General features: G+C 63.4%; 15 protein-coding genes. All 15 read right to left on the minus strand.

The features are described 5' to 3' along the window. Positions 1-4 precede the first annotated feature (4 nt). The 15 genes from F8N82_RS11705 to F8N82_RS11775 all read right to left on the minus strand — a co-directional run bounded on the left by F8N82_RS11705 (position 5) and on the right by F8N82_RS11775 (position 24,123). Positions 5-1,108 carry a polyamine ABC transporter substrate-binding protein gene (locus tag F8N82_RS11705; RefSeq protein WP_038995441.1) on the minus strand — a complete coding sequence of 368 codons (1,104 nt, stop codon included), beginning with the start codon at positions 1,106-1,108 and terminating at the stop codon, positions 5-7. Positions 1,109-1,269: 161 nt separating this feature from the next. Continuing rightward, positions 1,270-1,971, minus strand: coding sequence for an NAD(P)H-dependent oxidoreductase (locus F8N82_RS11710; protein WP_038995442.1), 702 nt, complete (start codon positions 1,969-1,971; stop codon positions 1,270-1,272). 36 nt (positions 1,972-2,007) lie between these two features. After that, positions 2,008-3,423, minus strand: a complete 1,416-nt coding sequence (locus tag F8N82_RS11715; protein ID WP_038995443.1) for an aldehyde dehydrogenase family protein — start codon at positions 3,421-3,423, stop codon at positions 2,008-2,010. Next, the gene (locus F8N82_RS11720; protein ID WP_038999390.1) at positions 3,416-4,606 is read right to left on the minus strand and encodes a pyridoxal phosphate-dependent aminotransferase; all 1,191 of its coding nucleotides are present in this window, start codon (positions 4,604-4,606) and stop codon (positions 3,416-3,418) included. The genes F8N82_RS11715 and F8N82_RS11720 overlap by 8 nt, the downstream gene beginning before the upstream one ends. A 28-nt stretch (positions 4,607-4,634) precedes the next feature. Then, positions 4,635-6,248 carry a 5-guanidino-2-oxopentanoate decarboxylase gene (locus F8N82_RS11725; RefSeq protein WP_414602466.1) on the minus strand — a complete coding sequence of 538 codons (1,614 nt, stop codon included), beginning with the start codon at positions 6,246-6,248 and terminating at the stop codon, positions 4,635-4,637. Positions 6,249-6,252: 4 nt separating this feature from the next. Beyond that, positions 6,253-8,343, minus strand: a complete 2,091-nt coding sequence (locus F8N82_RS11730) for an acetate--CoA ligase family protein (RefSeq protein ID WP_038995445.1) — start codon at positions 8,341-8,343, stop codon at positions 6,253-6,255. 14 nt (positions 8,344-8,357) lie between these two features. Further along, positions 8,358-9,518, minus strand: a complete 1,161-nt coding sequence (locus tag F8N82_RS11735) for an acyl-CoA dehydrogenase family protein (RefSeq protein ID WP_038995446.1) — start codon at positions 9,516-9,518, stop codon at positions 8,358-8,360. A 31-nt stretch (positions 9,519-9,549) separates the two neighbouring features. Then, the gene (locus F8N82_RS11740; RefSeq protein ID WP_038995447.1) at positions 9,550-10,341 is read right to left on the minus strand and encodes an enoyl-CoA hydratase/isomerase family protein; all 792 of its coding nucleotides are present in this window, start codon (positions 10,339-10,341) and stop codon (positions 9,550-9,552) included. 395 nt (positions 10,342-10,736) lie between these two features. Next, positions 10,737-17,036, minus strand: a complete 6,300-nt coding sequence (locus F8N82_RS11745; protein WP_038995449.1) for a hypothetical protein — start codon at positions 17,034-17,036, stop codon at positions 10,737-10,739. A gap of 143 nt (positions 17,037-17,179) precedes the next feature. After that, positions 17,180-18,583 carry an amino acid permease gene (locus F8N82_RS11750; RefSeq protein WP_038995450.1) on the minus strand — a complete coding sequence of 468 codons (1,404 nt, stop codon included), beginning with the start codon at positions 18,581-18,583 and terminating at the stop codon, positions 17,180-17,182. Positions 18,584-18,785: 202 nt separating this feature from the next. Next, a complete protein-coding gene (locus F8N82_RS11755; protein ID WP_038995451.1) occupies positions 18,786-21,041 on the minus strand; it encodes a hybrid sensor histidine kinase/response regulator in 2,256 nt (751 codons plus the stop codon). Beyond that, complete coding sequence (locus F8N82_RS11760; protein WP_052251498.1) at positions 21,038-21,808, minus strand: substrate-binding periplasmic protein; 771 nt, start codon at positions 21,806-21,808, stop codon at positions 21,038-21,040. Before F8N82_RS11760 ends, F8N82_RS11755 begins: the two co-directional genes overlap by 4 nt. A gap of 4 nt (positions 21,809-21,812) precedes the next feature. After that, positions 21,813-22,529: a response regulator gene (locus F8N82_RS11765; RefSeq protein ID WP_038995452.1), complete on the minus strand. Its 717-nt coding sequence runs from the start codon at positions 22,527-22,529 to the stop codon at positions 21,813-21,815. Between the two features lie 69 nt (positions 22,530-22,598). Continuing rightward, a complete protein-coding gene (locus tag F8N82_RS11770) occupies positions 22,599-23,243 on the minus strand; it encodes a TetR family transcriptional regulator C-terminal domain-containing protein (protein ID WP_038995453.1) in 645 nt (214 codons plus the stop codon). A gap of 124 nt (positions 23,244-23,367) precedes the next feature. Continuing rightward, positions 23,368-24,123, minus strand: coding sequence for a class II aldolase/adducin family protein (locus F8N82_RS11775; RefSeq protein WP_052251500.1), 756 nt, complete (start codon positions 24,121-24,123; stop codon positions 23,368-23,370). Positions 24,124-24,135 lie beyond the last annotated feature (12 nt).

The raw sequence follows: 24,135 nt of genomic DNA on the forward strand, positions 1-24,135 counted from the left end.
AAATTCAGCTACCGGTCTTGACCGTGCTCCAGACCCGGGTAATAGCGCGCATGTCCTTGCCGCTCTGGGTTTTCTGCGCGAACAGGCGCTCGCGGGTGCTGGCGTCCGGGTAGATCGCCGGGTCATTGCGAATTTCGGCCTGCACCAGCTTTGTTGCGGCGGCATTGCTGTTGGCGTAGTGGATGTAGTTGCTGACCTTGGCGATATTCTGCGGCTGCAGGAGGAACTCGATGAAGCGGTGGGCATTGGCCGGGTGCGGCGCGTCACTGGGCAGGTAGAGGTTATCGAACCAGATCAGCGAGCCTTCCTGGGGTATGAAGAACGACAGCTTGATGTTCTTCTTCGCTTCCTCTGCCCGTGCCTGGGCGGTGGCGTAGTCGCCGGACCAGGTCAGGGCCAGGCAGGTATCGCCGTTGGGCAAGCTGGTGAGGTAATTGACCGAATCGAATTTCTTGATGAACGGACGCACGCTCAGCAGCAGGTCCTGGGCCGCCTTGAGGTCGTCGGCCTTGGCGCTGTTGGGGTCGCGGCCCAGGTACTTGAGGGCCAGCGGGATCACTTCGCTAGGTGCATCCATCAGAGTCACGCCGCAGTCGGCAAAGCGCGAGACGATCTTCGGGTCAAAGAGCATGGCCAGCGAACCAATGGGCGCATCGGGCATGCGCGCCTTGATCTTGTCGACGTTGTAGGTCACCCCGGAGCTGCCCCAGGTGTAAGGCGCAGAATATGCCAGGCCCGGGTCGTAGCCTTGCAGGTTGCTCAGCACCTGCGGGTCGAGGTTGTGCCAGCTTGGCAGCTGCTGCTTGTCCAGCGGCTGGAACACCCGGGCCTTGATCAGCGGCGGCACCAGGGAGGCGTTGAGCACCACCAGGTCGTAGCCCGAGCGCCCGGTCAGCAGTTTGGTCTGCACCGTTTCGTAGCCGTCGAAGGTGTCGTAGATCACCTTGATGCCGGTAGCTTGTTCAAAGTCGGCGAGGGTCGTTTCGCCGATGTAATCCGTCCAGTTGTACAGCCTGAGTGTGTTGCCCGCCTCCTCGCCGGCGGCGAGCGCCGCCGTTGCCAGGGGCGCGAGCAACAGACTGGAAATCACCTTCAGTGTCTTTCGCATAGCCACTCCGTCGTGTCACCAGGATCTGCTCGGTGTGAGCCGACGGGGTTACTATCGAGGGAGCGGGCGCCTGGAACCATACCCCGAATGGGTAGGTGTCGTTTCTATCGCGGAGCAAGCCGTTCCCACGGTGGGAGCGGGCTTGCCCCGCGATCAGGCCCTCAAGCCAACGGATACAACGCCTCGTCAAACTGCGCCAAGCGTGGAAACACCAGCGGCTGGTCATCGGACAAATGCGCCAGGCGCTGCTGGTAACTGCGCAAAAAGTCCTTGCGCGCCTCATCGCTGATATACGGCACATGCCAGGCCACGAACGGCTCCAGCACCTCGAAACCGACATAGGCCAGGGTGCCACGCAGGATCGGGCGCAACATGTCTTCCAGCGGCCCGTGAATCGCGCCGTCGCCAAACATGTGCTCGCGCCCGCCAAGGGTCACGGTCACCAGGGCTTTCTTGCCCGCCAGCCCGCCCTGGTCATAGAAACGCTTACCGCCATAGCACACCCCCGAGACCAGCACCCGGTCGATCCAGCCCTTGAGCATGGCCGGGGCCGAGAACCAGAAGATCGGGAAATTCAGCACCACCAGGTCCGCCCACAGCAGTTTGTCCAGCTCCTGCTGGATGTCGGCGGCAATCGACTGGCTCTTGACCCCCAGGCGCTGCTCCAGGGCATACACCAGGTAATCCGGGTTCTCGCGGGTGACGAAGTCAGCGGCGCTGGCCACCGGGTTCCAGTCCATCGCATACAGGTCGCTGACCTGCACCTGATGGCCCTGGGCAGTGAAGGTTGCGACAGCCTGGTCACGCAAGGCGGCGGTAAAGGATTGCGGCTCGGGGTGAGCGTGAACGATCAGTACATTCATTGAAAATTCCTTGAACGGTGGGTATCTCGCAATGCCTTAGAGCTGAATGGCCTTGGTCTCGACGAACTCGGCCAGGCCCTCCTCGCCCCACTCGCGGCCATTGCCCGACTGTTTGTAACCGCCGAACGGCGCCTGGTAGTTGAACGCCGCGCCATTGATGAAGCACTGCCCGGCGCGCAGCTGCCGGCCCAGTTGCAGGGCCCGCTCGCGGTCCGCCGCCCATACCGCGCTGGACAAACCAAAGGGGGAGTCATTGGCCAGGGCAACCCCTTGAGCCTCATCGGCATAGGGGATCAGGCACAGTACCGGGCCGAAGATCTCTTCCTGGGCGATACGCATGCGGTTGTCGACGTCGGCGAACAGGGTCGGCGCCACGTAGAAGCCGCGTTCCAGGCCTGGCACCGTGTCGCCGCCACACAGCAGCCGCGCGCCCTCCTCCTGGCCAATGCGGACGTAGTCCAGCACCGTGCGCCGCTGCGCCGCCGAACACATGGGGCCGAGGAAGCTGTGCGGATCTTGCGGGTCGCCCATGACCAGGCTGCGGGTTTCATCCAGGGCGATTGCCAGCGCCTCTTCATAGCGGCTGGCCGGCAACAGCATGCGCGTCAGCGCCGTGCAGGTCTGCCCAGAGTTGATCATCACGTCCTGCACGCCATAGCGCACCGCCGCTTCCAGGTCAGCATCGGCGGTGATCAGCAGCGCCGACTTGCCGCCCAGCTCCAGGCACACGCGCTTGACCGACGGCGCTGCGGCCTGGGCCACGCGCACGCCAGCGCCGGTGGAGCCGGTGAACGAGACCATGTCGACCTGCGGGTGGCGGGCCAACGCCTCACCGACCTTGGAACCGGGGCCACTGACCAGGTTGAACACCCCGGCCGGCAAGCCGATGGCTTCGATCATCTCGGCCAGCAAAAACGCATGCAGCGGGGTTTCCTGGCTCGGCTTGAGCACCACCGTGCAACCGGCGGCCAACGCCGGGGCCAGCTTGCCAATCAACTGGTGCAGCGGGTAGTTCCAGGGGTTGATGAAGGCGCAGACGCCCACCGCTTCGCGCACCACCAGCGAGTTGCCGACCTCGCGCACCTCATCCATCAGCCCGGCCAGTTCAATGTATTGCTCAAGGCCAGCAATCGGCCCGTCGACCTGCACTGCCCGGCACCACTGCACTGGCATGCCCAACTCGCAGGTGATGACGGCCGCCATTTCATCGGCGCGGGCCTTGAGTTGTTCGGCCAGGGCGCGAATGTAGCCTGCGCGTACGCTGGACGGGGTTTTCGACCAACTGGCAAAGGCATGACGCGCCGCCGCGACCGCCCGGTTGACGTCCTGCTCATCACCCAGCGGCACCCTGCCTGCTACTGCTTCGGTCGCCGGGTTGATCACTTCGGCCAGGCCCTGGCCCGACGGCAGCTGCCAGCCGCCATCGATAAACAGCCGCGAATAGTCACGCATCAGCCTTGGCCTCCATCAGTTCAGCGGCGCAGCGGGCAATGCGCTGGCAAGCCTCGCGCAGCGCTTGGGCGCCGAGCACCAGGCCCAGGCGGATATGCCCGGCGGCGCTGGGGCCAAAGGCTTCGCCGGCGAGCACCGAGACGCCATGGTGATCAAGCAGACGATAGGCGAATGCCTGGGCGCTGAGGCCGGTTGCGCGGATATCGACCATCACGAACATGCCGCCATCGGGCTTGAGCGCGCGCAGGCCCGGGCAATCGGCCAGGCACTCGCAGACCAGGTCCCGGCGCTGGCGATAGGCTTCGCGCATCACTGCCAGCTCCGGCAGTTGTTGTTCCAGGGCGACCACTGCGGCGTCCTGGATGAAATCGGGCGAGCCATAAAGCATGCACAGCGCCAGGTTCTCCAGGTGCGTGGCCAGGGCTTGCGAGCCGACCACCCAGCCCACTCGCCAGCCAGTCATGGCATGGGACTTGGACAGGCTGTTGAGGGTCGCCGTGCGCTCGGCCATGCCGGGCAGGCTACCGGGGCTGATGTGCTCGCCGTCGTACAGCAGCTCGCTGTAGACCTCATCGCAGATCAGCCACAAGTCATGGGCGATGCACAACTCGGCCAAGGCCTCCCAGGTGCTGCGCGGTAGGCTGGCGCCGGAGGGGTTGTGCGGGCTGTTCAGGGCCAGGGCGCGAGTCTTGGCGGTGATGCGCGCGGCGACATCCTCGGCCTGCACCCGAAAGCCGTGCTCCGGGCGCACCGGCACCGGGATCACCGTGGCGCCACAGGCGCCGAACACCGCTTCATAGGTAACGTACATGGGCTCGGCGACGATCACTTCATCACCAGGGTTGAGCACGCACTGGGCCACGCAGAACAGCGCGCACTGGGCCCCGGCCAGCACGGTCACCTGATCGGCGCCGGTCGGCTGGCCGCTGCGCTGTTGATGGCGGCGGGCAATGGCCTGGCGCAGGGCCAGTTTGCCGCGCACGTCGGAATAATGGGTGTGGCCGTTGTGCAGGCTGTCGATGGCGGCCTGAACGATTGGCGCCGGAGTGTCGAAATCCGGATCGCCGACCGACAGCAGCAGCACGTCCTGGCCTTTTTCCAGCAGTTCCAGGGCGCGGTAGTGGATGTCCCAGGCAGCGGCGCCGTCACCGGCGATACGTTGGGTCAGATCGGAAAAGCGCATGGCAGTCTCCCAAAAAAGCGGTTGAAGCTCAGCGCGCGCAGGCATGCTTGAGCTCGATCAGGGTTACGCCGTTGCGGGCAAAGCCGCTGCGCAATTCCCGTTGCAGGTCATCCAGGCTTTGCGGCTGCGCCACGCTGCAACCAAAGGCGCGGCCAAGGGCGGCGAAGTCGGGGTTGCGCGGCAGCACGCCGATCGGCTCGATATCCAGGCCGAGCATGTCGTCGCGAATCTGTCCCAGGGCATCGTTGTTCCACAGCAGGACCACCAGCGGCCGGTCCAGTTCTTCTACCGCGGTGGCCAGTTCCTGGGCGGTGTAGAGGAAACCGCCGTCACCGACCAGCACCAGGCCAGGGCGGTCCTGGGTGGCGAACATGCCGCCGATCCCGGCAGGCAAGCCGTAGCCCAGGGTGCCGTAGCCGGTCGGGTGCAGCCAGCTGCGGGGCGCACGGCTGGCATAGACGTAGTTGCCGGTGTAGGCCAGCTGGGTCATGTCGGTGCTGATGAAGGCGTTGGCCGGCAGCTCGGCCGCAACCCGGTCAAGAATCGCCTGGTGAATCGCCTGCAGCGGGCCATGGCTGGCCTTGACCGCCTGGCGCAGGCTGGCGACGGCATCGCTGGCGGCACCGGCATCGCGCGGCGCTTGCACCAGGCGCTCGAGCAAGGCGACGACGGTCTGCCGGGCATCGCCCTGCAAGGCCACGGCGCAAGGGTAGAAATCGTTGAACTTGCGCGGATCTATATCCACCCGCAGCAGCTCGCCATTGAGTTGCAGCCGTTCACGCCAGAAATCGGTGTCGGCCATTTCAGTACCGACCGCAAGGATCACGTCGGCCTCGGCGATCAGTTGCCAGCCAGGCTCGACGCACAAGGACGAACCGGCATTGAGCGGCGCATCCGCTGGCAGCAAGCCTTTGCCGGCAACGCTGGTGAACAGCGGCGCGGCCAGGCGCGTGCTCAGTTGCTGTAACTGCTGTGCCGCGCCCAGGGCACCGCCACCGGCAATGATCATCGGCCGCTTGGCGCCTGCCAGTTTGTTGGCAGCCTGATCCAGCGCGCTGCTGGCCGGCACGCCCCGGCCCGGGCGGCGCACTACCTCATTGCTCCAGTCGCGGGCCACTGGCGCGGCCAGCACATCCAGCGGCACCGAAATATGCACCGGGCGCGGGCGTTCGCTGTCGAATACCGCATAGGCACGGGCGATCAGCTCGGGAAGGTCCTCGGCGCTCAAGGCCACGGCGGAAAACGCCGTGATCGGCGCGGTCATGGCGCGCTGGTCCTGGGTTTCGTGCAGGCAGCCCCAGCCTTTGCCCAGGCTTGCGGTGTGGTTGACGCTGGAAATCACCAGCATCGGGATCGAGTCGGCATAGGCCTGGCCGATGGCGGTGGCGGCGTTGGTCACACCCGGGCCGGTGATGACGAAGCACACCCCCGGCTTGCCGCTGACCCGCGCATAGCCGTCGGCCATGAAACCCGCGCCCTGCTCATGGCGGGTCAGCACGTGGCGGATGCCGCTGCCGGGCAGGCCACGGTACAGCTCCAGGGTGTGCACCCCGGGAATGCCAAACACGGTATCGACCCCGTAGTTGGCCAACAGGCGCACCAGGGCCTGGCCACCGGTCATTGGGCTGTTGTGCATGTTCATCTCCTTACACCTGGCCAAGGCGAATCAACGCATCGACCGCAGTGGTGCCCTGGGCACCGACCATTAATGGGTTCACGTCCAGCTCCAGCAACTGCGCGGCGTTTTCGCAGGCGTAGTCGGCGACCGCACGGATGGCCGCCACCAGTGCCTCCAGGTCCGCCGCTTCACGGCCACGAAAGCCTTGGAGCAAGGCGGCGCTACGCAGGCCAAGCACGGCGTTGCGGATGGCGCCGTCGGTGGTTGGCAACAGCAGGCTCTTGCTGTCCTTGAGCAGCTCGACGAGGATGCCGCCAGCGCCGATCACCAGCGCCAGGCCGAAGTCGTTCTCACGCTTGATGCCGACGATCAGCTCAGCCAGCGGCGCGCTGGCCATGGGTTCGAGCAGCACCTGGTCGAACGGCACACCGGGCGCATAAGCGCCGATGCGGGCGCGCATCTGCTCCAGCGCCGCGCCCAAGGCCTGGGCATCGCGCAGATTGAGGGCGACAGCGCCGGCTTCGGTCTTGTGGGGCAGTTGCGCACTGAGCGCCTTGAGCACCAAGGGGTAGCCAAGGGGTTGCGCATCCTTGAGTGCCTGCTCCGGGGTGCTCAACACACCCTTGGGCACCGGCAGGCCGAACGCCTGCAAGGCTTGCTTGGACTGCCACTCGTTGAGCAGTTCGCCCTCGCCGTGCAGCGCCTGCGGGCACAACGGCGGCAATGCCGACTCGCCCAGATCAAGCAAAGCCTGGCGCCTGGCCTGGTAAGCGGCAATCCGGCCCCAGGCCGCCAGGCCATCTTCGACGCCCTGCAGCGCGGCGATGCCATGGCTATGCAAGCGCTCGCGGGCAAAGGCCGGCAATAGCTCAGGCAAGGCCGAGGTGACAAAACCGGTCTTGCCGTGACGTTTAAGCGCCGCGCAGTACAGCGCCAGCAGCAGGTCGCACTCCTTGCGCTCGCCGGTGAACTCGGCCGGGTAGTCGAGCACCAGCATGGCTGCATCGGCCTCGGTGCGCAGGGCGCTGTCGAGCATGCGTTCAAGGGCTGCGCCGTCGCCCCAGATAGCCGTGGTGAAGTCCAGCGGGTTGATCAGGTTGGCATAGGCCGGCAGTACCTGGGCCAGCTCGCCGACCTGGCCGTCGTCGAGCTTGGGCAGGCTTAGCTCGTTGCGCTCGGCATAGTCGGCAATCAGCCCGGCATCACCGCCGGAACAGGCCAGGGCGATCAGGCTGTTACCTTTGGGAAAATGGCCGCAAGCCGCAGCCTTGAGGGTTTCAACAAAGCTCACCGGGCCGCTGACACGAATCACCCCCAGGCGCTCGAACAGGCTGTCGTACAGGGCATCGGAGCCGGACAGCGAGCTGGTGTGGCTCAGCGCCAGTTCCGCGCCGATCTGCGATACACCGGTTTTCAGGGCTATGATCGGGATGCCCTTCTCCAGCGCCTTGTGCGCGGCGCGGGCAAAACCCGGCACGTTCTTCAGGCCTTCCAGGTGCAGGCCGATGGCGGTGACCCGTGGCTCATCGAGCAACGCGTCCATCAGTTCGGCGATGCCAATCTGCGCCTGGTTGCCCACCGAGGCCATGTAGGCCACCGGCAGCGAGCGGTCGCTCATCGACAGGTTGTAAGCAAAGTTGCCGCTCTGGGTCAGCACCGCCACACCCTGCTCTACCGCCTTGCCGCCATGGGCCACCGGCCACAGTGCGGCGCTGTGCAGATAGTCGAGCAGGCCATAGCAGTTGGGGCCCAGCAGCGCCATGTCGCCAGCGGCCTTGAGCAATTGCTGCTGCAGGGCCAGACCTTCAGCGCCGCACTCGGCAAAGCCCGAGGCATAGCAGATCGCCCCGCCGGCGCCCTTGGCGGCCAGTTCCGCCACACAGGTCAGGGTCAATTCGCGGTTGGTGGCGATGAATACGGCATCTGGCGCTTCGGGCAGGTCCGCCACCGAAGCGACGCACGGCACGCCATCGAGGCTGTCGTGCTGCGGGTTGACCAGCCACATTTGCCCTTGGTAGCCACCCTCGGCGCACCGCTTGAAGGCCCGGGCCATGCTGCGCCCGCCGACGAACGCCAGGTGGCGCGGGGCGAGCATGCGTTTGAGATTGTCTCGTAACATGAGCAGGCTCCTGATCAGCGCAACAACGGGCGCAGCAGTTCACGGGAAATGATGTGCCGCTGGATCTCCGAAGTCCCCTCCCAGATCCGCTCGATGCGCGCATTGCGCCAGATCCGCTCGACCGGCCCTTCATCCATCAGGCCCATGCCGCCATAGATCTGCACCGCCTCGTCGGCAACCTTGCCCAGCACTTCACTGGCAAACAGCTTGGCCATGCCCGCCTCGCCGTCGGTCATCGTGCCCTGGTCCATCTTCCAGGCGGTGTGCAGGGTCAACAGCTCGGCGGCGCGGATCTGCGTGGCCATGTCGGCGAGCTTGAACGAGATACCCTGGTAGGTGCCGATCGGCTGGCCGAACTGCTTGCGGTCGGCCGCCCATTGCAGCGACACATCCAGGGCGCGCTGGGCCTGGCCGACACAGTTGGCGGCGACCATCACCCGCCCGGCGGTGAGCCAGGCGTTGGCCACCTCCCAACCCTTGCCGACTTCACCCAGCACCTTGCTGGCCGGCACCTTGCAGTCATCGAAGAACAGCTCGAAGGTGTGATAGCCGCGGTTGCTCACGCACGTGGGCCCGCGGCGGATGGTCATGCCAGGGGTACCGCGGTCGACCAGGAAGGCGGTCACTGCGTTGCGTTTCTTGCCGTTGTGTTCGTAGGTATCGGTGACGGCAAAGACGATGGCGAAATCGGCATGCCCGGCATGGCTGATGAAGTGCTTGCTGCCGTTGAGTACGAAGTTGTCGCCCTCGCGCACGGCGCGGGTCTTGATCGCGTTGGCATCGGAGCCGGCGCCAGGCTCAGTCAGGGCAAAGCAATCGGTTTTCTCGCCCTGGATGCACGGCAGCAGGTAGTCGTTGATCTGTTCATCCTTGCAGGCCATGAGGATCTTCGACGGGCGTGCGACAAACACATGCACGGCCCACGACACCTTCGACAGCTCCCGCTCGATTAGCGCCTGAGACAGGTAATCCAGGCCACCACCGCCGACTTCCTCGGGCATGTTGAAGGCGTAGAAACCGGCGGCGACGGCCTTGCCGCGAATCTGCGCGGCAAGCTCGGGCGAGACTTCGTCGGCGCGGTCGACAGCCTCTTCATGGGGCAGTAACTCCTTGGCGACAAAACTGCGTACCGCTTCCACCAACATTTGTTGTTCTTGGGTCAGTTGGAAATTCATGAGTCGATCCTGAAGAAGTGCGTGTAAGTGTTTATTTACCAACGAATTTAGCCGCGCGCTTTTCCACCACTGCGCGCAAGGCTTCGGCGCCGTCTTCGCTGCGCCCGCAGAGCAGGCCGGCAGCCAGTTCGGCCTGCAACTGCTCGGCCAGGGTGCGCTGGGCACCGTCGCGGATCAGGCGTTTGGTTTGGGCGAAGGCAAAGGTCGGGCCAGTGGCCAGGCGCCCGGCCAGCTCGGCGGTTACCGCCAGCAACTGGTCATCGGCGCACACCTCACCGACCAGCCCGGCCGCCAGGGCACGCTCGGCGCCCCACAGCTCATCGAGGAACAGCAGGCGCTTGGCCTGTTCGCTGCCGATCAGCCGTGGCAGGTGCCAACTGGCGCCAGCGTCCGGGCTGTAGGCCATGCTGGTGTAGCCGGCCTTGAAGCGCGCCGAGGCCGCCGCCACGCGCAGGTCGCAGCACAGGGTCAGGTCCATGCCGGCGCCGACGGCGGTGCCGTTGATGGCGGCAATGGTCGGTTTGTCGAGGCTGTGCAGGCGCTGCATCAGGGCATGGGCGGTTTCGGTCCAGCCATAGCTTTCCAGGGCGCCGCGGGCTTCGGCTTCGGCCCATTCGGCCAGATCCGCGCCGGCGCAGAAGCTGCGCCCGGTGCCGGTCAGCACCACCACGCGCACAGCCGGGTCGGCGTTATGGGCCTCGAGCAAGGCGTGGAGGTTTTTCAGGCTGGGGATGTCCAGCGCGTTGCGCTGGTCGGGGCGGTTGAGGGTGATCCAGGCAATGCCAGCTTCGACCTGGCTGAGCAGCGACGCAGGAGGGGTCATGGGTGGCCTCGAATTATTGTGGTGGGGATGAGAGGTGGGGCGTGAGGCCATACTAAACGAGTGTTCAGTAAGCAGGCAATCGTGGACGAAATGTGTTAAATCACTTCAACAAAAGCATATAACTAATTGTTTTTAGTGTTTTTTATGAACTAAAAAAAAAGCAACCAACAGCTCTGTTACAACTTTGAACAACTCGCCACAGGCATAAAAAAAGGACCGCCCGAAACGGGAGGTCCTCAGTGGGGAATGGTGCGGGTTCAGGTAAATTGCATTTCTTTACTGAATTAAGAATAACCACCGCCTGATTTTTAGCAAGCCGCCGAATTTTTGAATTCTAACCAGTTGGAATATAAAAAATTGGTGGGCACTTCAGACCTCCCCTAAATGTCAATCGACTAAATAAACGTCATCACCCTAGAGAATTGCGTCCAAGGGTCCCTGATTCTGAACGTTATGACTACTTCTTCTGCTTGAGTGTTTGTTACATCAAAAAAAAGATTCCAAGCAGGCGGATTGATTCTCATCACCGCGACCTGACCAGAAAACCCTACAATCCTGGCACTTCCAGTTACCGTAACCGTCAGATTCCAAGGCTGGGAATCAGGGGTGTCGAACATGTACCACAGGTCCGTTAGCGCTGCATCATATACAACTCTGTTGCTGGCTCGGCCATTTGCCAACGCACCACTGGCGAGATTCGCTCTAACGAAACCGCTTGACGAAATTGACTTTGCAGGCGGAAAGGTTGTTTGAAACTGAAGATTCGCTGTTACATCCTTGAAGCCAACTGCAGAAGCGGTGACCGTTGTACTGGCGTTAGGATTACGGATCCTTTGTTGCGACTCACCATACTTGTCAAGCGTAATGGCAAGCGTTTGCTGTCCATTGGCGAATCTGCCTTGCCCTGATAGCCTCAGGCTCACTTGCTGATCAGCGACGCCTTTGACAGTTACAGCATTGGTTTCAGTTGGATGGGCCCAGATATTAGGTAATACAGTGCTGGCCAACCCTCCGGTAGAGACATTCAAAACAACAGGTGCATTTAGCATTTCATAGGCTTTCTCAGGTGCCTCGATAGCCTGCTCCTGATCCCCTCCCCCACGAACATCTACCCACAGATGAACACTTAGCCTAGAACCATCAGAAAGCGTAGTAAGTGCCGAGCGAGGAATATTTTTGCGGATACCGTTATCCACCTCTTCCAGCGTCACGCGCTGGGCAATCACCAGTGGAAGTTCCCAGGGAGCCCGCTCCATCTGTGACCCTTTCAAGATGATCCAGATCACTTGCCCTGCTGCTATACCCTGCCATCGCTGAACATATAGAGTGGCATCCCCTGCAAAGGCGGCCAAGTTCAGTACATTACCACGAGCTTCTAGAATTTCTGGCGTTGTCAGGCTAACGTTTACTTGAAGAAATTGGTAGTGGCGCTCGGGAAATCTAATCGCGTCGTCTTCCTCGATTTCATCGTGTAACGCTACCAGCATTTCCAAGCGGATCCAGCTTTCATGGGCGAAACTTTGAAGCTCAACCCGTGGTAACACCGCGCGTATTCCAAGATCAACTTCACTTGGCGCAATAGTCTGCCGTTCAGCCAGGGTAATGGTCTTTTCATTGCCAGCTTCATCCTCTCCAATGCAACGTAACCAGTAGTATTGCCCTTCGTTGATACCGTCCCAACGGGCGACTGTCAGCAAGGCATTTCCGGGGAACAACAGCAGATCAAGCACATCGCCCTTGGCCTCCTCAATCTGCGGCTGCGGCGGATTGGTCAACATCGGGCCGATCCACAGGTTCAGGTAGTCCGAGTAGCGGCTTCGCTCTCCAGTTTCCTTGACCACGTAACGCACTCGCACCGGCCGGTTCAGGCTGGGCAAGATATTCTCTTCCGGCACGTTGAAGTACTCATCCCGAGCACTTTGCACGGGCAAATAATCGAACCAATTGCCGGCCACCACAGGGCTCAGCCACTCCAGATGAATGTTCTGGCCCTGTGCCATACCGGTGTAGATCGGTACCAGGGTACTGGCCACGACAATACCCACCGGGTCGAGCACGCCATTCTCGGCCTCGTCTACTTCAGGCCGGATAAACTCCGGCGCCGGCTCACCCACCCAGACTTCCAGTCGCTGCGACACCCAGGGCTCTCCCGAAGCATTCATGACCTGGTAGAACAGCACCAGGCTGCCACCGGCAATGGCCACGAGATGCTCAGGGTCGTGCCAGACAAACAGCACGTCGTTGCCTACTTGGGCTCCGCTGAGGCGCTGGTCTTCCATAACAATGTATTCGTTGCCGTTGGCCTTGGTGCCCTGCCATACCACCCTCACTTCCTGGCCTGCGAACATAGCTGGCCACGGTGGAATTGTGATGACCACCCGCGGCAGGGTATCGGGCAGGTAGTCTTCATCGCGGCCCTCAACCTCGGCTTTGCCTAACTGTGTCGGTACCCCCCGAACGCCAATGGCCGTGGTGCGCGAAGGCAATGGCAGCGGAAAGCCAGGCCGGTTGACCTTGTAGGCCACATAGGCCAGACCGCCCGCAATGGCCTGCACCAATGCATTAGGAATGGTGTAGGTGATTCGTTGCGGCGGCGGCATGCTGGGTAATGGCGCCGACTCCTCACGGTGCACCGGCAAGCCGATGGTATCGGCGGTGTAGCCACGCCAGAACAGCTCAACTCGATCCCCCGGGGCAAAGCCCAGGGGCAGGTCGGCAAATACCGAGACCGTGGCATCCTGCGGGCCGAGCGCCGCCAAATCGATGTAGCCTTCGCTGTCCAGCGGTTCTACCACTGGCCGGGGCAACAGGAACGCGCTGATCTCGACAAAGGCATAGCTGGGCCGCGAAGCGCCATCCGACTCATTGCCGACTTCGTCTTCCAGCCAGTACAGCACCAGCAGTTCTTCTGAGTCACCACCGGCCTGGATCGTTGCGTAGTCGATAAACACCGGAATGACTTTGCCCACCTCCCCTGGCTGCAACACATGCTGAACCTTGACGCCACCCCAGCTCAGGTTGAGGCGGTCGCCGACTTCCATGTAGTGCCAGGAAATCACATAGGCGGTAACGCCTTCCATGGCAACGTCCAGGTCGATGATGCCGGAAGGAATGATCGGCCTCATCAGGCCATCATGGTGCGGGCTGCCCGGGTTGGGGTTGGGCCCGCCAGGCAAGGTGCGCTTGACCTTGATGAGCAGTCGCGCTGACGCATCACCGTCACCGCTGAGCGCCTTGACCGTGAACCAGACCTCGCTGTTGCCCTTGGGGATGCGCGCGGGCGGCACGTGGATGAACAGCAGTCCATTTATGTCCTCTGGCTTGACCACGTAGGGGAACGGCGTAACCGGGGTATCCTCGTCACCCCAGTAAATCAGGATCTCGTCGCCTGCGGCCATGTTCAGGTAGGGTTCGACGATCACTTGCAGGCCCTTGGGATCGTTGTCCAAGGCCGCCTTGCTGATCCCGCCATGCAAGCCGGCGGGATGATCGACGAACTCGCGCATGTTGGGTATGCGCAACTCACTCAAGCTCAGCGGCTTGATCTGGTTGACCCGCATGAACCAGGGCCGACGGTCCCCCCCGGGGGCCCTGGGTGAGTACTTCGAGGCCAGGCTTGAGAAGTACAGAGTCTTGCTGAAGCGGGTCCAACTGCCGCCCTGGGGCAACTGGAAGGTCAGGGTGACTTCCTCGGCCACGCTGTTGACCACCTCGAACAGGCAGTCGCCGGACAGCTGCGCCAGCGGCAGGCTGACGATCTGCCCGGGGTAGCCGGGAATGCTGGCACTGCCGCTGAGTTCAACCTGCACGTAAGTGACATCGGTAAAGCCATGGGCGTCGAAACACACGCGGTTGCCCGAACGCCCGTTGGCCAGCGCACCCGTGGCGGCGCGGGCGCGCACGCCCTGCTCTTGTTGTTGCTGGTCAAAGACGAAGACGTCGCTGAAGCGCACCGGCACATGACGCGCCGCCACGCCATCGATCACCCCGCTGACCAGCACGGTTTCGGCATAGGGGTCGCCCAGCCAGGCGACGAACTCGCCGCGGCTGTCGAGGGTAAAGGCCAGTTGCTGATTGGCGTTGTCGAACTGCGCCGAGCCATTGACCGACACCGTGCCCTGAGCGCCAGGGCGTCCGATCAAGGTGATACCGCAGGTCTGGGTGGGCAATGGCCAATCCTGGGGCAAGGCCGAAGTGGCCAGGCCCCGGTCGGAGACGACGATATGCAACTGGCCCTGGCGTACCCGGTAAGTGCGCACCGGAAAGTCCACCGCCTTGGCCGGATCGGCGCTGGCAGCGAAGTTCACTTTGAGGTGCAAGGTCAGGTTGGCGGAATCGGCCAGTCCGGTCAAAAACTCACGTGGCAGCTCGACCGTCAAGCCATTGGCAACCGCTGAGGCGTCGACGGCACTGGCCACCAGCAGGGGCTGCACGCCACTGGCGCTACGTGCTTCAAGCCATACCCGCTGGCCGAGGGCAATAAAGGGCCAGGGTGCGACCCTGACAGTGGCCGGGCCGTCGAAGCTGTCCAGCTCCAGCTCGTCGCCGACAGCCTGCTCGAGGGCGGGCTTAGACTCAGACAGCGCGCTTTGCGCCGGTGCCCGCACCTGAATGGCCAACGCCGGCGAATCGAGGGCGGGCAGCTCATTGCGCAGCACCTGATAGCTGATCCGCACCTCGCCGTTGATGTTCGCCCCCACTGCCGAGGGTGGCACAGGGACCACAATGAAGCCACTGTCACTACCCGGCCGTTCGGCCAGCTCCGGCGTGCCAGTGCCCGGCGTGCCTTGCCAGAACACGCGGATACGATCGCTGGCGCGCATGCCGGGGTAGCTGACGCGTACCTGGGCGCCGTGCAAGCCGAGCATGGCATCGTAGTTGCCGCTCTGTGCTCCCGTCAGGGTGGGCAGGCCCGGTACCGGCGGTTGCGAACGGATAGCCAGGCTCAACACGTCGGATGGCAAAGGCCGGCCAGTGCGTGGTTCAACCTGGTAGCTGACCTGCACCGCGCCGCCCAGGCTCGCCTGAGCCACGGCTTGCGGCACGCTGAACAGTAACGGTGTGCCCGGCTGGCTGACGGTTTTTTCCTCGCTGAAGCTACCATCCGAGCCGACACCTTGCCAGGTCAGGGTGACCTTGTCCTGGGCCTGCATCACCGGATAGCTGACGCTGACCTGCACCCCGCTGGGGAAGAAATGCGGATCAAGCTGATTGCCGGGTGCCTCCACGCTTGGCGCCGGCAGCAACCCCGCAGCGCTGACCGTCAAGCGCAGCGGCGCCGACTCGCGGTAACCGACGCTGCGTGAAGTGGCCATGCGTACCCGGTAGTAGATCGTTACCGAGCCCGACTCGAGCAGCCGGATGTGCTCTGCCGTCACGTTGATCGGGATGACTGTATCCGAGCCTCCTTGCTGAGCGCTAACCGTCCAGGGCCGTTCATGCACGGTAGGTTTACCGTCAAACATGGTCCCCAGCCACACCAGTACGATCTCATGGCCGGCGGTACGCCCCAGGTACTTGGGAATGTCCACCGTGGCGCGTATTGCATCATAGGCAAGCTCGCCATCAACGTTTCGGACACTGGGGGCCTGCAGGGCGACGGGTTGGCCCTTGACCCCCACAGTCAGGCGTTGCGAGCGTTTCTCGCCACTGGCCGTCACCAGCGTATAGGACACCACCGCCAGGCCGCTGGCCAGCGCCCAGAGCTTGTCGTTGGGGATGCTGAACAGGATCACCTGAGGCAGATGACCGCGGATAACCTGCTCAAGATCGGTATGGGTGGGCAACCCGGAATCGATGTAGCCGGTAAAGCGCAGTTTGAGCTGATCGCCCACCGCGAAGTCCGGTGCAGTGGCGTTTACCGCGATCAACAGCGGTGCGTCACCCAGCGCTTCCAGATCAAGATAGCCATCACTGTCGACCCCCTGCACCGCCGCCACCGGCAACTGCGCGTTACCGGTGTCGACCACGATCGAGACATGCGGCGCCCAGGCCTGGCTGGTGTTGTAGACGACGTCATGGACTTCCCAGCTGACCACCAGGTTGGGGCTGTCGCCGGCTTCGCGGATGACGCTGCCGGGAACGTTGATGACCGCCGGGTGGTTGAGGTCCGCTTCCGTCACGGTATGGGTGCGCATGATGCCGCCCCAGCTCAGGCGAATCACATCGCCAATGGCCTTGTTCTCGTAGTGAAAGATCCGCACATCCACCCCTGCGGCCAGGTGCGCGGCGGTCACCGGGTTGGCCGCCACCTCGGCCGCCACCAGGCCCTGGTGACCGGGCTCGGGGTCGATATCCTCGCCGCCGGGCCGGGTCAGTTTGACCTGTACCGACAACACGCTGGAGCGCTCGTATTCCAGGCCCTGGCGGGTGAAGGTGTAGTAGATGCGCTTGGGCCCCGGGGTAAAACGCTCGGTAGCCAGGTACAGCGACAGAGGCCGGTTCAGGTCGCGCTCGGCAACCTGAAACGCCGGCGCAATCGGCGCAGCCTCGCCTTCCATGAACACCTGCAGCAGGTCGCCCACCTGGGCCTCACGGAAAGTCGGCACCGTGGCCAGCACGCCGAGCACGCTGGTGGCCAGGGTGTCGATACTGATACCCCCGTCAAAGCCCTCTACTGGAGCCGCCATACGATAAATCGCGATCGGGCTCAGTGCTGTCGGCACTGCGGTAATCGGTGTTTGCAGATCATTCATGGCATTGCCTCGGTCAGCAGGGGGAACGGCTTCGACCCTGTGCAGGAAACGCCATGAAGAAAGGGTCGACTGGGGGAAGTCGACCCTTATTCAATACCTCGTTATCGCGGCCAACAACTGACAAAAATGCTAGGTGGCCGGGTTTACACCGACGGCGCCAACACCCCCTGGCGCTTGCGGTGAATGATGAAGTACGCCGCGTAGCACACTGCGATGAAACCAAAACCCCAGTACAGCGACGGCCGCTGGGTTTCATCCAGCGCCAGGAACACGAACAGCGAACTGCACAGGGTGATGCACAGCAGCGGCACTAGCGGGAACAGCGGCGCGCGGTACTTGAGGTCGGCCAGCTTGCCGCCGCCCTGCAGGTAGGCGCGGCGAAAGCGATACTGGGCCAGGGCAATGACGATCCAGGTCACCGTGCCGGACATGCCGCTCACCGCCATCAGCACCATGAACAAGGTGTCGGCGGCGACGAAGCTGGTCATCAGCGACACCAGGGCAAAGCACAGGGTGATGCTCAGGGCCCGCAGCGGCACGCCGCGCGTGCTCAGCGCCGACAGGCTTTTTGGCGCCATGCCGGTCTTGGACATGGCCCAGAGGATGCGCGTCGAGGCGTACAGGCCGGAGTTGCCCACCGAGAGGATCGCGGTGAGGATGACGAAGTTCATCAGGTCCGCCGCATAGGGAATGCCGACCCTGTCGAAGACCTGTACGAACGGGCTTTCCATCAGGCCGGCCTGCTGCCACGGGACGATGGCCGAGAGCACGACGATGGCCAGCACGTAGAAGATCAGCACGCGGAACACCACGTTGCGCACAGCGCGCGGGATGCTCTTTTCCGGCTGGTCGGTTTCACCGGCGGCCACGCCCATGATCTCGCAGCCCTGGAAGGCATAGACCACGGTCATCATCACCGCGAACACCGCCGACAGGCCATTGGGGAACATCGAGTCGCCAATCAGGTTGTTCATCATCGGCGCCGGTTCGCCACTGGTCAGCGGGATCGCGCCGAAGATCACCAGCACGCCAACGATGATAAAGCCAAGGATCGCCGCCACCTTGATCCCCGAGAACCAGTATTCGGCTTCGCCAAAGGCGCGGGTGGCCAGGGCGTTGAGGCCAAACAGCACCACCACGAACAGCGCCGACCAATACCAGATCGGCACCTCGGGGAACCAGCGCACCATCAGCATGCCGGCGGCAGTGAACTCCAGGCCCACGGTGGTGGCCCAGCTCATCCAGTACACCCAGCCGATCATGAACCCGGTGGCCGGGCCGATGAACTTGGTGGCGTGGGTCTGGAACGAGCCGGACACCGGCATCTGCACCGACAGCTCGCCCAGGCAGACCATCACCAGGTACATCAGAAAGCCTGCCACCAGGTAGGCGAGGATCGCGCCCATGGGGCCGCCCTGGTTGATGGTCACCCCCGAGCCCATGAACAGCCCGGTGCCGATCACCCCGCCCAGCGAGAGCATGAAGATATGCCGGCTTTTCAGGGCGCGGGTAAGGTGGATGCCTTTACGGTCAGTAGAGTCAGTCATGTCGGCACCTCAACAGTGGTTGAAGCGCGGGAGGGACAGGCAATGGTGCGGGGACGGCTGAGCTTTACGGCAGTTCATTATTATTATCTCCAATAAGCTTCGAAGACCGCGGGCAGCGGTTGCCGTCGATTATTGGAAAGCGATGTAAGCTGGGGTTGTACGCAAAGATCGAAGATGTAAAAAGTCGTAAGGTTTTTGTACGTCAGCTCTGGATCAGCTGTTTCAGAGTGTCGCCGGCCAGGCGCAACTGCTCGGCCAAGGGCGCTTGCAGCGTTTTCAAGGCAGCCTGGTCCTTGCTTAGCGCCGCCTCTTCCACCTCACGCAATACCGTTGCCAGGCCCCGAAAGCCCAGGGAGTCGCTGCTCCCGGCGAGGCGATGGGCGAGATGGGCGACCTCGGTGCAATCTTCGGCCTTGAGCGCCTCGGCCAGCGCGCCCTGCTGATGTTCGATGGCATCACGCAGCACCGCCAGTAGCCCCTGGACTTTCTGTTCACCCAGCAAACTACGGTGAGTATCGAGCAGCGCCCAGTCCATGCCCTGCTCTGGCACAACCGCCTCGACCACTTGCACCTGTTGCGCCAATGCCTGGCGCAAGCTGTCGAGCTTCAGCGGCTTGGCGAGGATGCCCTGCATGCCCGCTTCAAGATAACCGCGCACCAGCGCCGGCTGTACGCTGGCGGTCAATGCCAAAATCCGGCAATCGCGGTTTGGCCCGGGCGTGCGGCGGATCTGCCGGCACAACTCGACGCCGCTGATGCCCGGCAGGTGCACATCGAGCAGGATCAGCTGGTAACGACGTTGCGCACAGAGCACCATGGCCTGTTCGCCGTCCTCGGCCATCCACAAGCGATGCCCGTCGCGCTGCAACAGGCCGCGCACCACCTCGCGGTTGAGCTCGACGTCTTCGACCACGAGGATATCCAGGGCCTGGACCGCTGCTGCCGGCAGCACGGTTGCGGCCTCGGCGGCCGCCGTTTGCAGGCTCAATTCGAACCAGAAGCAACTGCCCTGCCCTTCGACACTGTCCAGGCCAATGCGCCCGCCGAGCAGTTCGACCAGGTGCTTGCAGATCGCCAGGCCCAGGCCGGTACCGCCGTAGCGCCGGGCCACGGCTTCGCTGGCCTGGACGAACCGATCGAAGATCCGCCCTTGCACCGCCGGGGCAATACCGATGCCGTTGTCGCGGACACTGACCCGCAGTCGCTGCCGGCCCTGCTCCTGGTCCAGCACCTGGACCTCGACACTCACCTCACCGGCCTCGGTGAACTTGATGGCGTTGGCCAGCAGGTTGCTGAGCACCTGGCGCAGAAACTGTTCGGCGCCGTGTTGGCGGGGCGCCAGCCGGGTATCGATACGACAGCGCAACACCGTGTCGTTGTTGAGCGCGCGCGGTTCGAGCAGGGTCATGACCTCCTCGCACAACTGGCGCAAGGAAAAATCCACTGCTTCCGGGTGGCTTTCGCCCTCTTCCAGGCGGGCGAAGTAGAGCACTTCATTGAGGATGGTCAGCAGGCCTTCGCCGGCTTTGTACAGGGCATCCAGGCGCTTGCTGTCGCGGGCGTGCAGATCCGCTTCGCGCAGCAGCTCGGCCATACCGAGGATGCCGTTGAGCGGGGTGCGCAGTTCATGACTCATGGTCGCCAGGAAGCGCGACTTGGCCAGGTTGGCGGCCTCGGCCTCCTCCTTGGCCCGCATCAGGCTGGCGGTGCGCCGCTCGACCATTTTTTGCAGTTCGTCGCGCTTGTCCTGCAAAGCCAGGCGGTCGATTTCACGGCGGTCGATGTCGCTGAGAATGTTCCTGCGCATGTCGTCCAGGGCGTGGGCCACGGTATCGATTTCGTCTTCGCGACTGGAGCGGCGTTTGTCCAGGCGCAGCGGCTGCTGCCAGTCGCCGGCGCCAACGCGCCGGGCAAACTCGGCCATCACTTGCAGGTGGCGGGTGACCAGCCGGTAGAACAACCCCGACAGCGCCACCGCCAGGCCACAGAGGAACATACTCATCCACAGCAGGCTGGTCAGCCCGGTGGCGAACAGGCGCCGGTGCACCGCCCCCAGGTCAATACTGACTTCCAGCTCGCCCAGGTGGCGCGGTGGCCCCGAAGGCGGCTGATAGTCCAGGGCGAAATGCTCGATGCGCAGCGGCCCTTGCGGTTTCGCCTCGCCCTGCAGCAAATCGAAGTCGGCACTGCTCAGGCGCACCCGCGCCACATCGGAGAAGTCCACCAGGCCGCGCAACTGCACGTTCAACTGCTCCTGATTGAGGTCCCAGAGGCTGCGCTCCAGGCTTGCCAGGTAACCGGCGCGAATCAGCGCCATGCGCGCGTCGATGTCGCGCATTTCGCGGCGGTACTCAAAGTACAGCTGCACGGTGCTGGCCAGCACGGTAAAGCACAGGCTGAACAACAGGATGAACAGCAGCAGGCGCCGCAGCAGGCCGCCGGGTTGCAGGCGGATCATCGGGCATCCGCCGGCAGGTTGACCATGTCGCGGTAGGTGACTTCGCTTTGCTCCAGCCAGCGCTGGATCTCGCCGTTGTCGGTCATGCGCTGCAACTGCTGATCGATCTGCGCCATGTGCCGGCTCACGGGCGAATGCCGCGACACCGCCACCCGCAGGTAGTCGACACTGAGCGCAGTGGGCAAGGCCTGGATGTCCTTGGCGCCGGGCAAATGCTCGACGAACAGCTGGCCGGTGCGCCGCTCCTGAATGACGAAATCGATGCGCCCGCGAATCAGCTTGCCGAAGTTCTGCTGGCTGTCAGACACCCACTCGATGTTCTGGTGGCGGGCGACGAAGCGGTCGAAGTCGGCGCCATAGCTTTCGCCGAACAACAACCCGCCGCGGTAGTTGGCCAGGTCTTCGAGGCGCTCGAACTTCACCGGGCGCTGGCGGTTGAAAAACACCGCCACTTCCTCGCGCAGCACCGGCACGTTAGAAAAGCGCATGCCCTGGTCGCGCTGGTCGCTGTTGTAAGCCAGCACTACGTCGACCCGGCCTTCAGCGGCATCAAGCAGGCAGCGCTTCCAGTTGCCGAGCACGACGATCTCCACCTCATAGCCCAGGCGCGCGAACAACTGGCGCACCACCGTCGGCGCCAGGCCGCGTACCTGCTTGCCGTCGCTCCAGGAAATCGGCGGGTACACCGGGTAGTCGCAATAGCGGATGCGCTCGGCGGCCTGGGCCTGGGCGCCGAGCAGCATGGCGAGCCAGAGCAACCGCCACATGCGCTCAGGCCGCCACGCTGGCGGTAAACAGGTAACCGGCGCCGTGAATGGTGATGATCAGTTGCGGCTCGGCCGGATCGTCGTGCAGCTTGCGCCGCAGGCGGCCGACCAGCACGTCGATGGAGCGGTCGTTGGGCACCCATTCGCGGTTGCGGATCTGGTCCATCAACTGGTCGCGGCTCAGGGTATGGCCGCTGTTGCGCAGGAACACGCTGAGCAGCTGGAATTCGCCGTGAGTCAGCAGGGTTTCGCCGCCCTGCGGGTCGATCAGGCGGCGGCGGTCGGTGTCCAGGGCCCAGTCGGCGAATTGCTTGAGCGGATGATTGGCGGCGCTGGGCGGTTTGCCGGCCTGGGCATGGCGTACCCGGCGCACCAGGTTCTTGGCCCGCGACACCAGCTCGCGCGGGTTCAGCGGTTTGATCACGTAGTCATCGGCGCCGCATTCCAGGCCGACGATACGGTCGATGTCGTCGTTGCGCCCAGTGATAAGGATGATGCCGACTTCCGAGCGCACCCGCAGTTCGCGGGTCAGGGTCAGGCCATCCTTGCCCGGCAGGCGGATGTCGAGCATGACCAGGTCGACGGCCTGCTCGCCGAGAAAATGCTCGGCCTGCTCCGCGGTGGCGGCGCAGTGCACGTCGTAGCCTTCCTGGGACAGGTAGGCGTGCAGCAAGTCGCGAATAAGCGGATCGTCATCGACGACCAGTACCCGAGGCGTCATTGCGTGTTGTCTCTTATAGGAATTGTTTTGTAACTCGCGAAGCCAGCGTACCTATTACTGAACGACCGATCAACAGCCCTCGGTCAGGGTGAAGCGCCGGCGGCCACCGGCCTGCAGACCATCGACCCAGGCCTCGCAAATCTGCACGCCCTGTTCAGGCGTGAAGGTGCCGGGGTTGAGCCCCGACTCCAGCCACAGGCCATCGAGCAAGGCACTCAGGCTGATCGCCGCAAGGTCGGCGTTGAAAGCCTGCCAGCCCTCCTCTGCGGCCAGCTCGGCCAGTAGCCGACCGAGTTCGTTGCGGTACTCGCCGTAGGAGTGATCGTGCACCTGGTTGATGGCGTCGGCGGTTTTTACCGCGCCCCAGAATGCCAGCCAGGCGTCGAGCAGCTGCGGGTCGAGCAGTTCGGCGCAGAAGGAGGCACGAAAGAACGCCGACAGCCGTTCGCGGGCATTGGGCGCAGCCTGGGCCATGGCTTCGCGGATCAGGCCCATGACCCGGCCGGTGACGGCCATGTACGCCTCGGCGACCAGTTCGTCCTTGCCGGAATAGTGATGGCTGATCAGCCCCACCGAAACGCCGGCCTCGGCGGAGATCTTGCGGATCGAGGCGCCCTGAAAGCCGTGCCGCTTCAGACACACCAGGGTCGCTTCGACCAGGTTGGCCTTGCGCAACTCCGGAACCATACGGCTGAAACGGGCTTCCTGGCTCATTGGCGGTTCTCTTCGGGTGGGGGCCTTTTCGCGGGGCAAGCCCGCTCCCACAGGGGGATGGGCAATCCCGGTGGGAGCGGGCTTGCCCCGCGATGCTGTTGAACAACTGTACAACAAGTCCCGATCAGTCGCGATAGTCCGGTGCCACCCGTTCCAGCATCCTCAACAAGGCCTTCCACGCCAGTTGCATGGCGCCGCTATCGGTCAACTCGCCTTCTTTCAACTGCCGCGCGTGATCGTTGAACTGGCGCTCGGTATGGGCGCAGACCGCCTCCGACGGCAGGACAATTTCACCGGCCGCTTGCGCCGCCAGCTGGATTTCACAGGCCTTTTCCAGGTAATACATGCGCAGGAACGCCTCGCTGACGTTCTCGCCCACGGTCAGCAAACCATGGTTACGCAGCATCAGCACCGGCTTGTCGCCAAGGTCGGCAACCAGACGCTGCTGCTCGTCCATGTCCAGGGCGATGCCTTCGTAGTCGTGGTAGGCGACCTTGCCATGGAATTCCATGGAAATCTGGTTGACCGGCAACAACCCGCACTGGAGCGCCGCCACCGCGCAACCAGCCTTGGTGTGGGTGTGCAGCACGCACTGGGCATCCTCGCGGGCACCGTGAATGGCACTGTGAATGACGAAGCCGGCCGGGTTGACCGGGTATCGCGAAGGCTCCACGGCGTGCCCCTGCAGGTCGATCTTGACCAGGTTCGAGGCGCTGATCTCATCGAACATCAAGCCATAAGGGTTGATCAGAAAATGATGCTCGGGGCCGGGAATGCGCACCGAGATGTGGGTGAAGATCAAGTCGGTCATGCGAAAGTGCGCGATCAACCGGTAGCAGGCGGCCAGCTCCTGGCGCAGGTGGATTTCGGTCTCGGTCATTATTGTTGTCCT

The organism is Pseudomonas fluorescens (genome assembly GCF_902497775.2).
Lineage (GTDB): Bacteria > Pseudomonadota > Gammaproteobacteria > Pseudomonadales > Pseudomonadaceae > Aquipseudomonas > Aquipseudomonas putida_F.

Coding starts and splice junctions, on each gene's coding strand:
- F8N82_RS11705 (WP_038995441.1), bottom strand. CDS start 1,108: ATGCGAAAGACACTGAAGGTGATTTCCAGTCTGTTGCTCGCGCCCCTG.
- F8N82_RS11710 (WP_038995442.1), bottom strand. CDS start 1,971: ATGAATGTACTGATCGTTCACGCTCACCCCGAGCCGCAATCCTTTACC.
- F8N82_RS11715 (WP_038995443.1), bottom strand. CDS start 3,423: ATGCGTGACTATTCGCGGCTGTTTATCGATGGCGGCTGGCAGCTGCCG.
- F8N82_RS11720 (WP_038999390.1), bottom strand. CDS start 4,606: ATGCGCTTTTCCGATCTGACCCAACGTATCGCCGGTGACGGCGCCGCT.
- F8N82_RS11725 (WP_414602466.1), bottom strand. CDS start 6,248: ATGAACATGCACAACAGCCCAATGACCGGTGGCCAGGCCCTGGTGCGC.
- F8N82_RS11730 (WP_038995445.1), bottom strand. CDS start 8,343: ATGTTACGAGACAATCTCAAACGCATGCTCGCCCCGCGCCACCTGGCG.
- F8N82_RS11735 (WP_038995446.1), bottom strand. CDS start 9,518: ATGAATTTCCAACTGACCCAAGAACAACAAATGTTGGTGGAAGCGGTA.
- F8N82_RS11740 (WP_038995447.1), bottom strand. CDS start 10,341: ATGACCCCTCCTGCGTCGCTGCTCAGCCAGGTCGAAGCTGGCATTGCC.
- F8N82_RS11745 (WP_038995449.1), bottom strand. CDS start 17,036: ATGAATGATCTGCAAACACCGATTACCGCAGTGCCGACAGCACTGAGC.
- F8N82_RS11750 (WP_038995450.1), bottom strand. CDS start 18,583: ATGACTGACTCTACTGACCGTAAAGGCATCCACCTTACCCGCGCCCTG.
- F8N82_RS11755 (WP_038995451.1), bottom strand. CDS start 21,041: ATGATCCGCCTGCAACCCGGCGGCCTGCTGCGGCGCCTGCTGCTGTTC.
- F8N82_RS11760 (WP_052251498.1), bottom strand. CDS start 21,808: ATGTGGCGGTTGCTCTGGCTCGCCATGCTGCTCGGCGCCCAGGCCCAG.
- F8N82_RS11765 (WP_038995452.1), bottom strand. CDS start 22,529: ATGACGCCTCGGGTACTGGTCGTCGATGACGATCCGCTTATTCGCGAC.
- F8N82_RS11770 (WP_038995453.1), bottom strand. CDS start 23,243: ATGAGCCAGGAAGCCCGTTTCAGCCGTATGGTTCCGGAGTTGCGCAAG.
- F8N82_RS11775 (WP_052251500.1), bottom strand. CDS start 24,123: ATGACCGAGACCGAAATCCACCTGCGCCAGGAGCTGGCCGCCTGCTAC.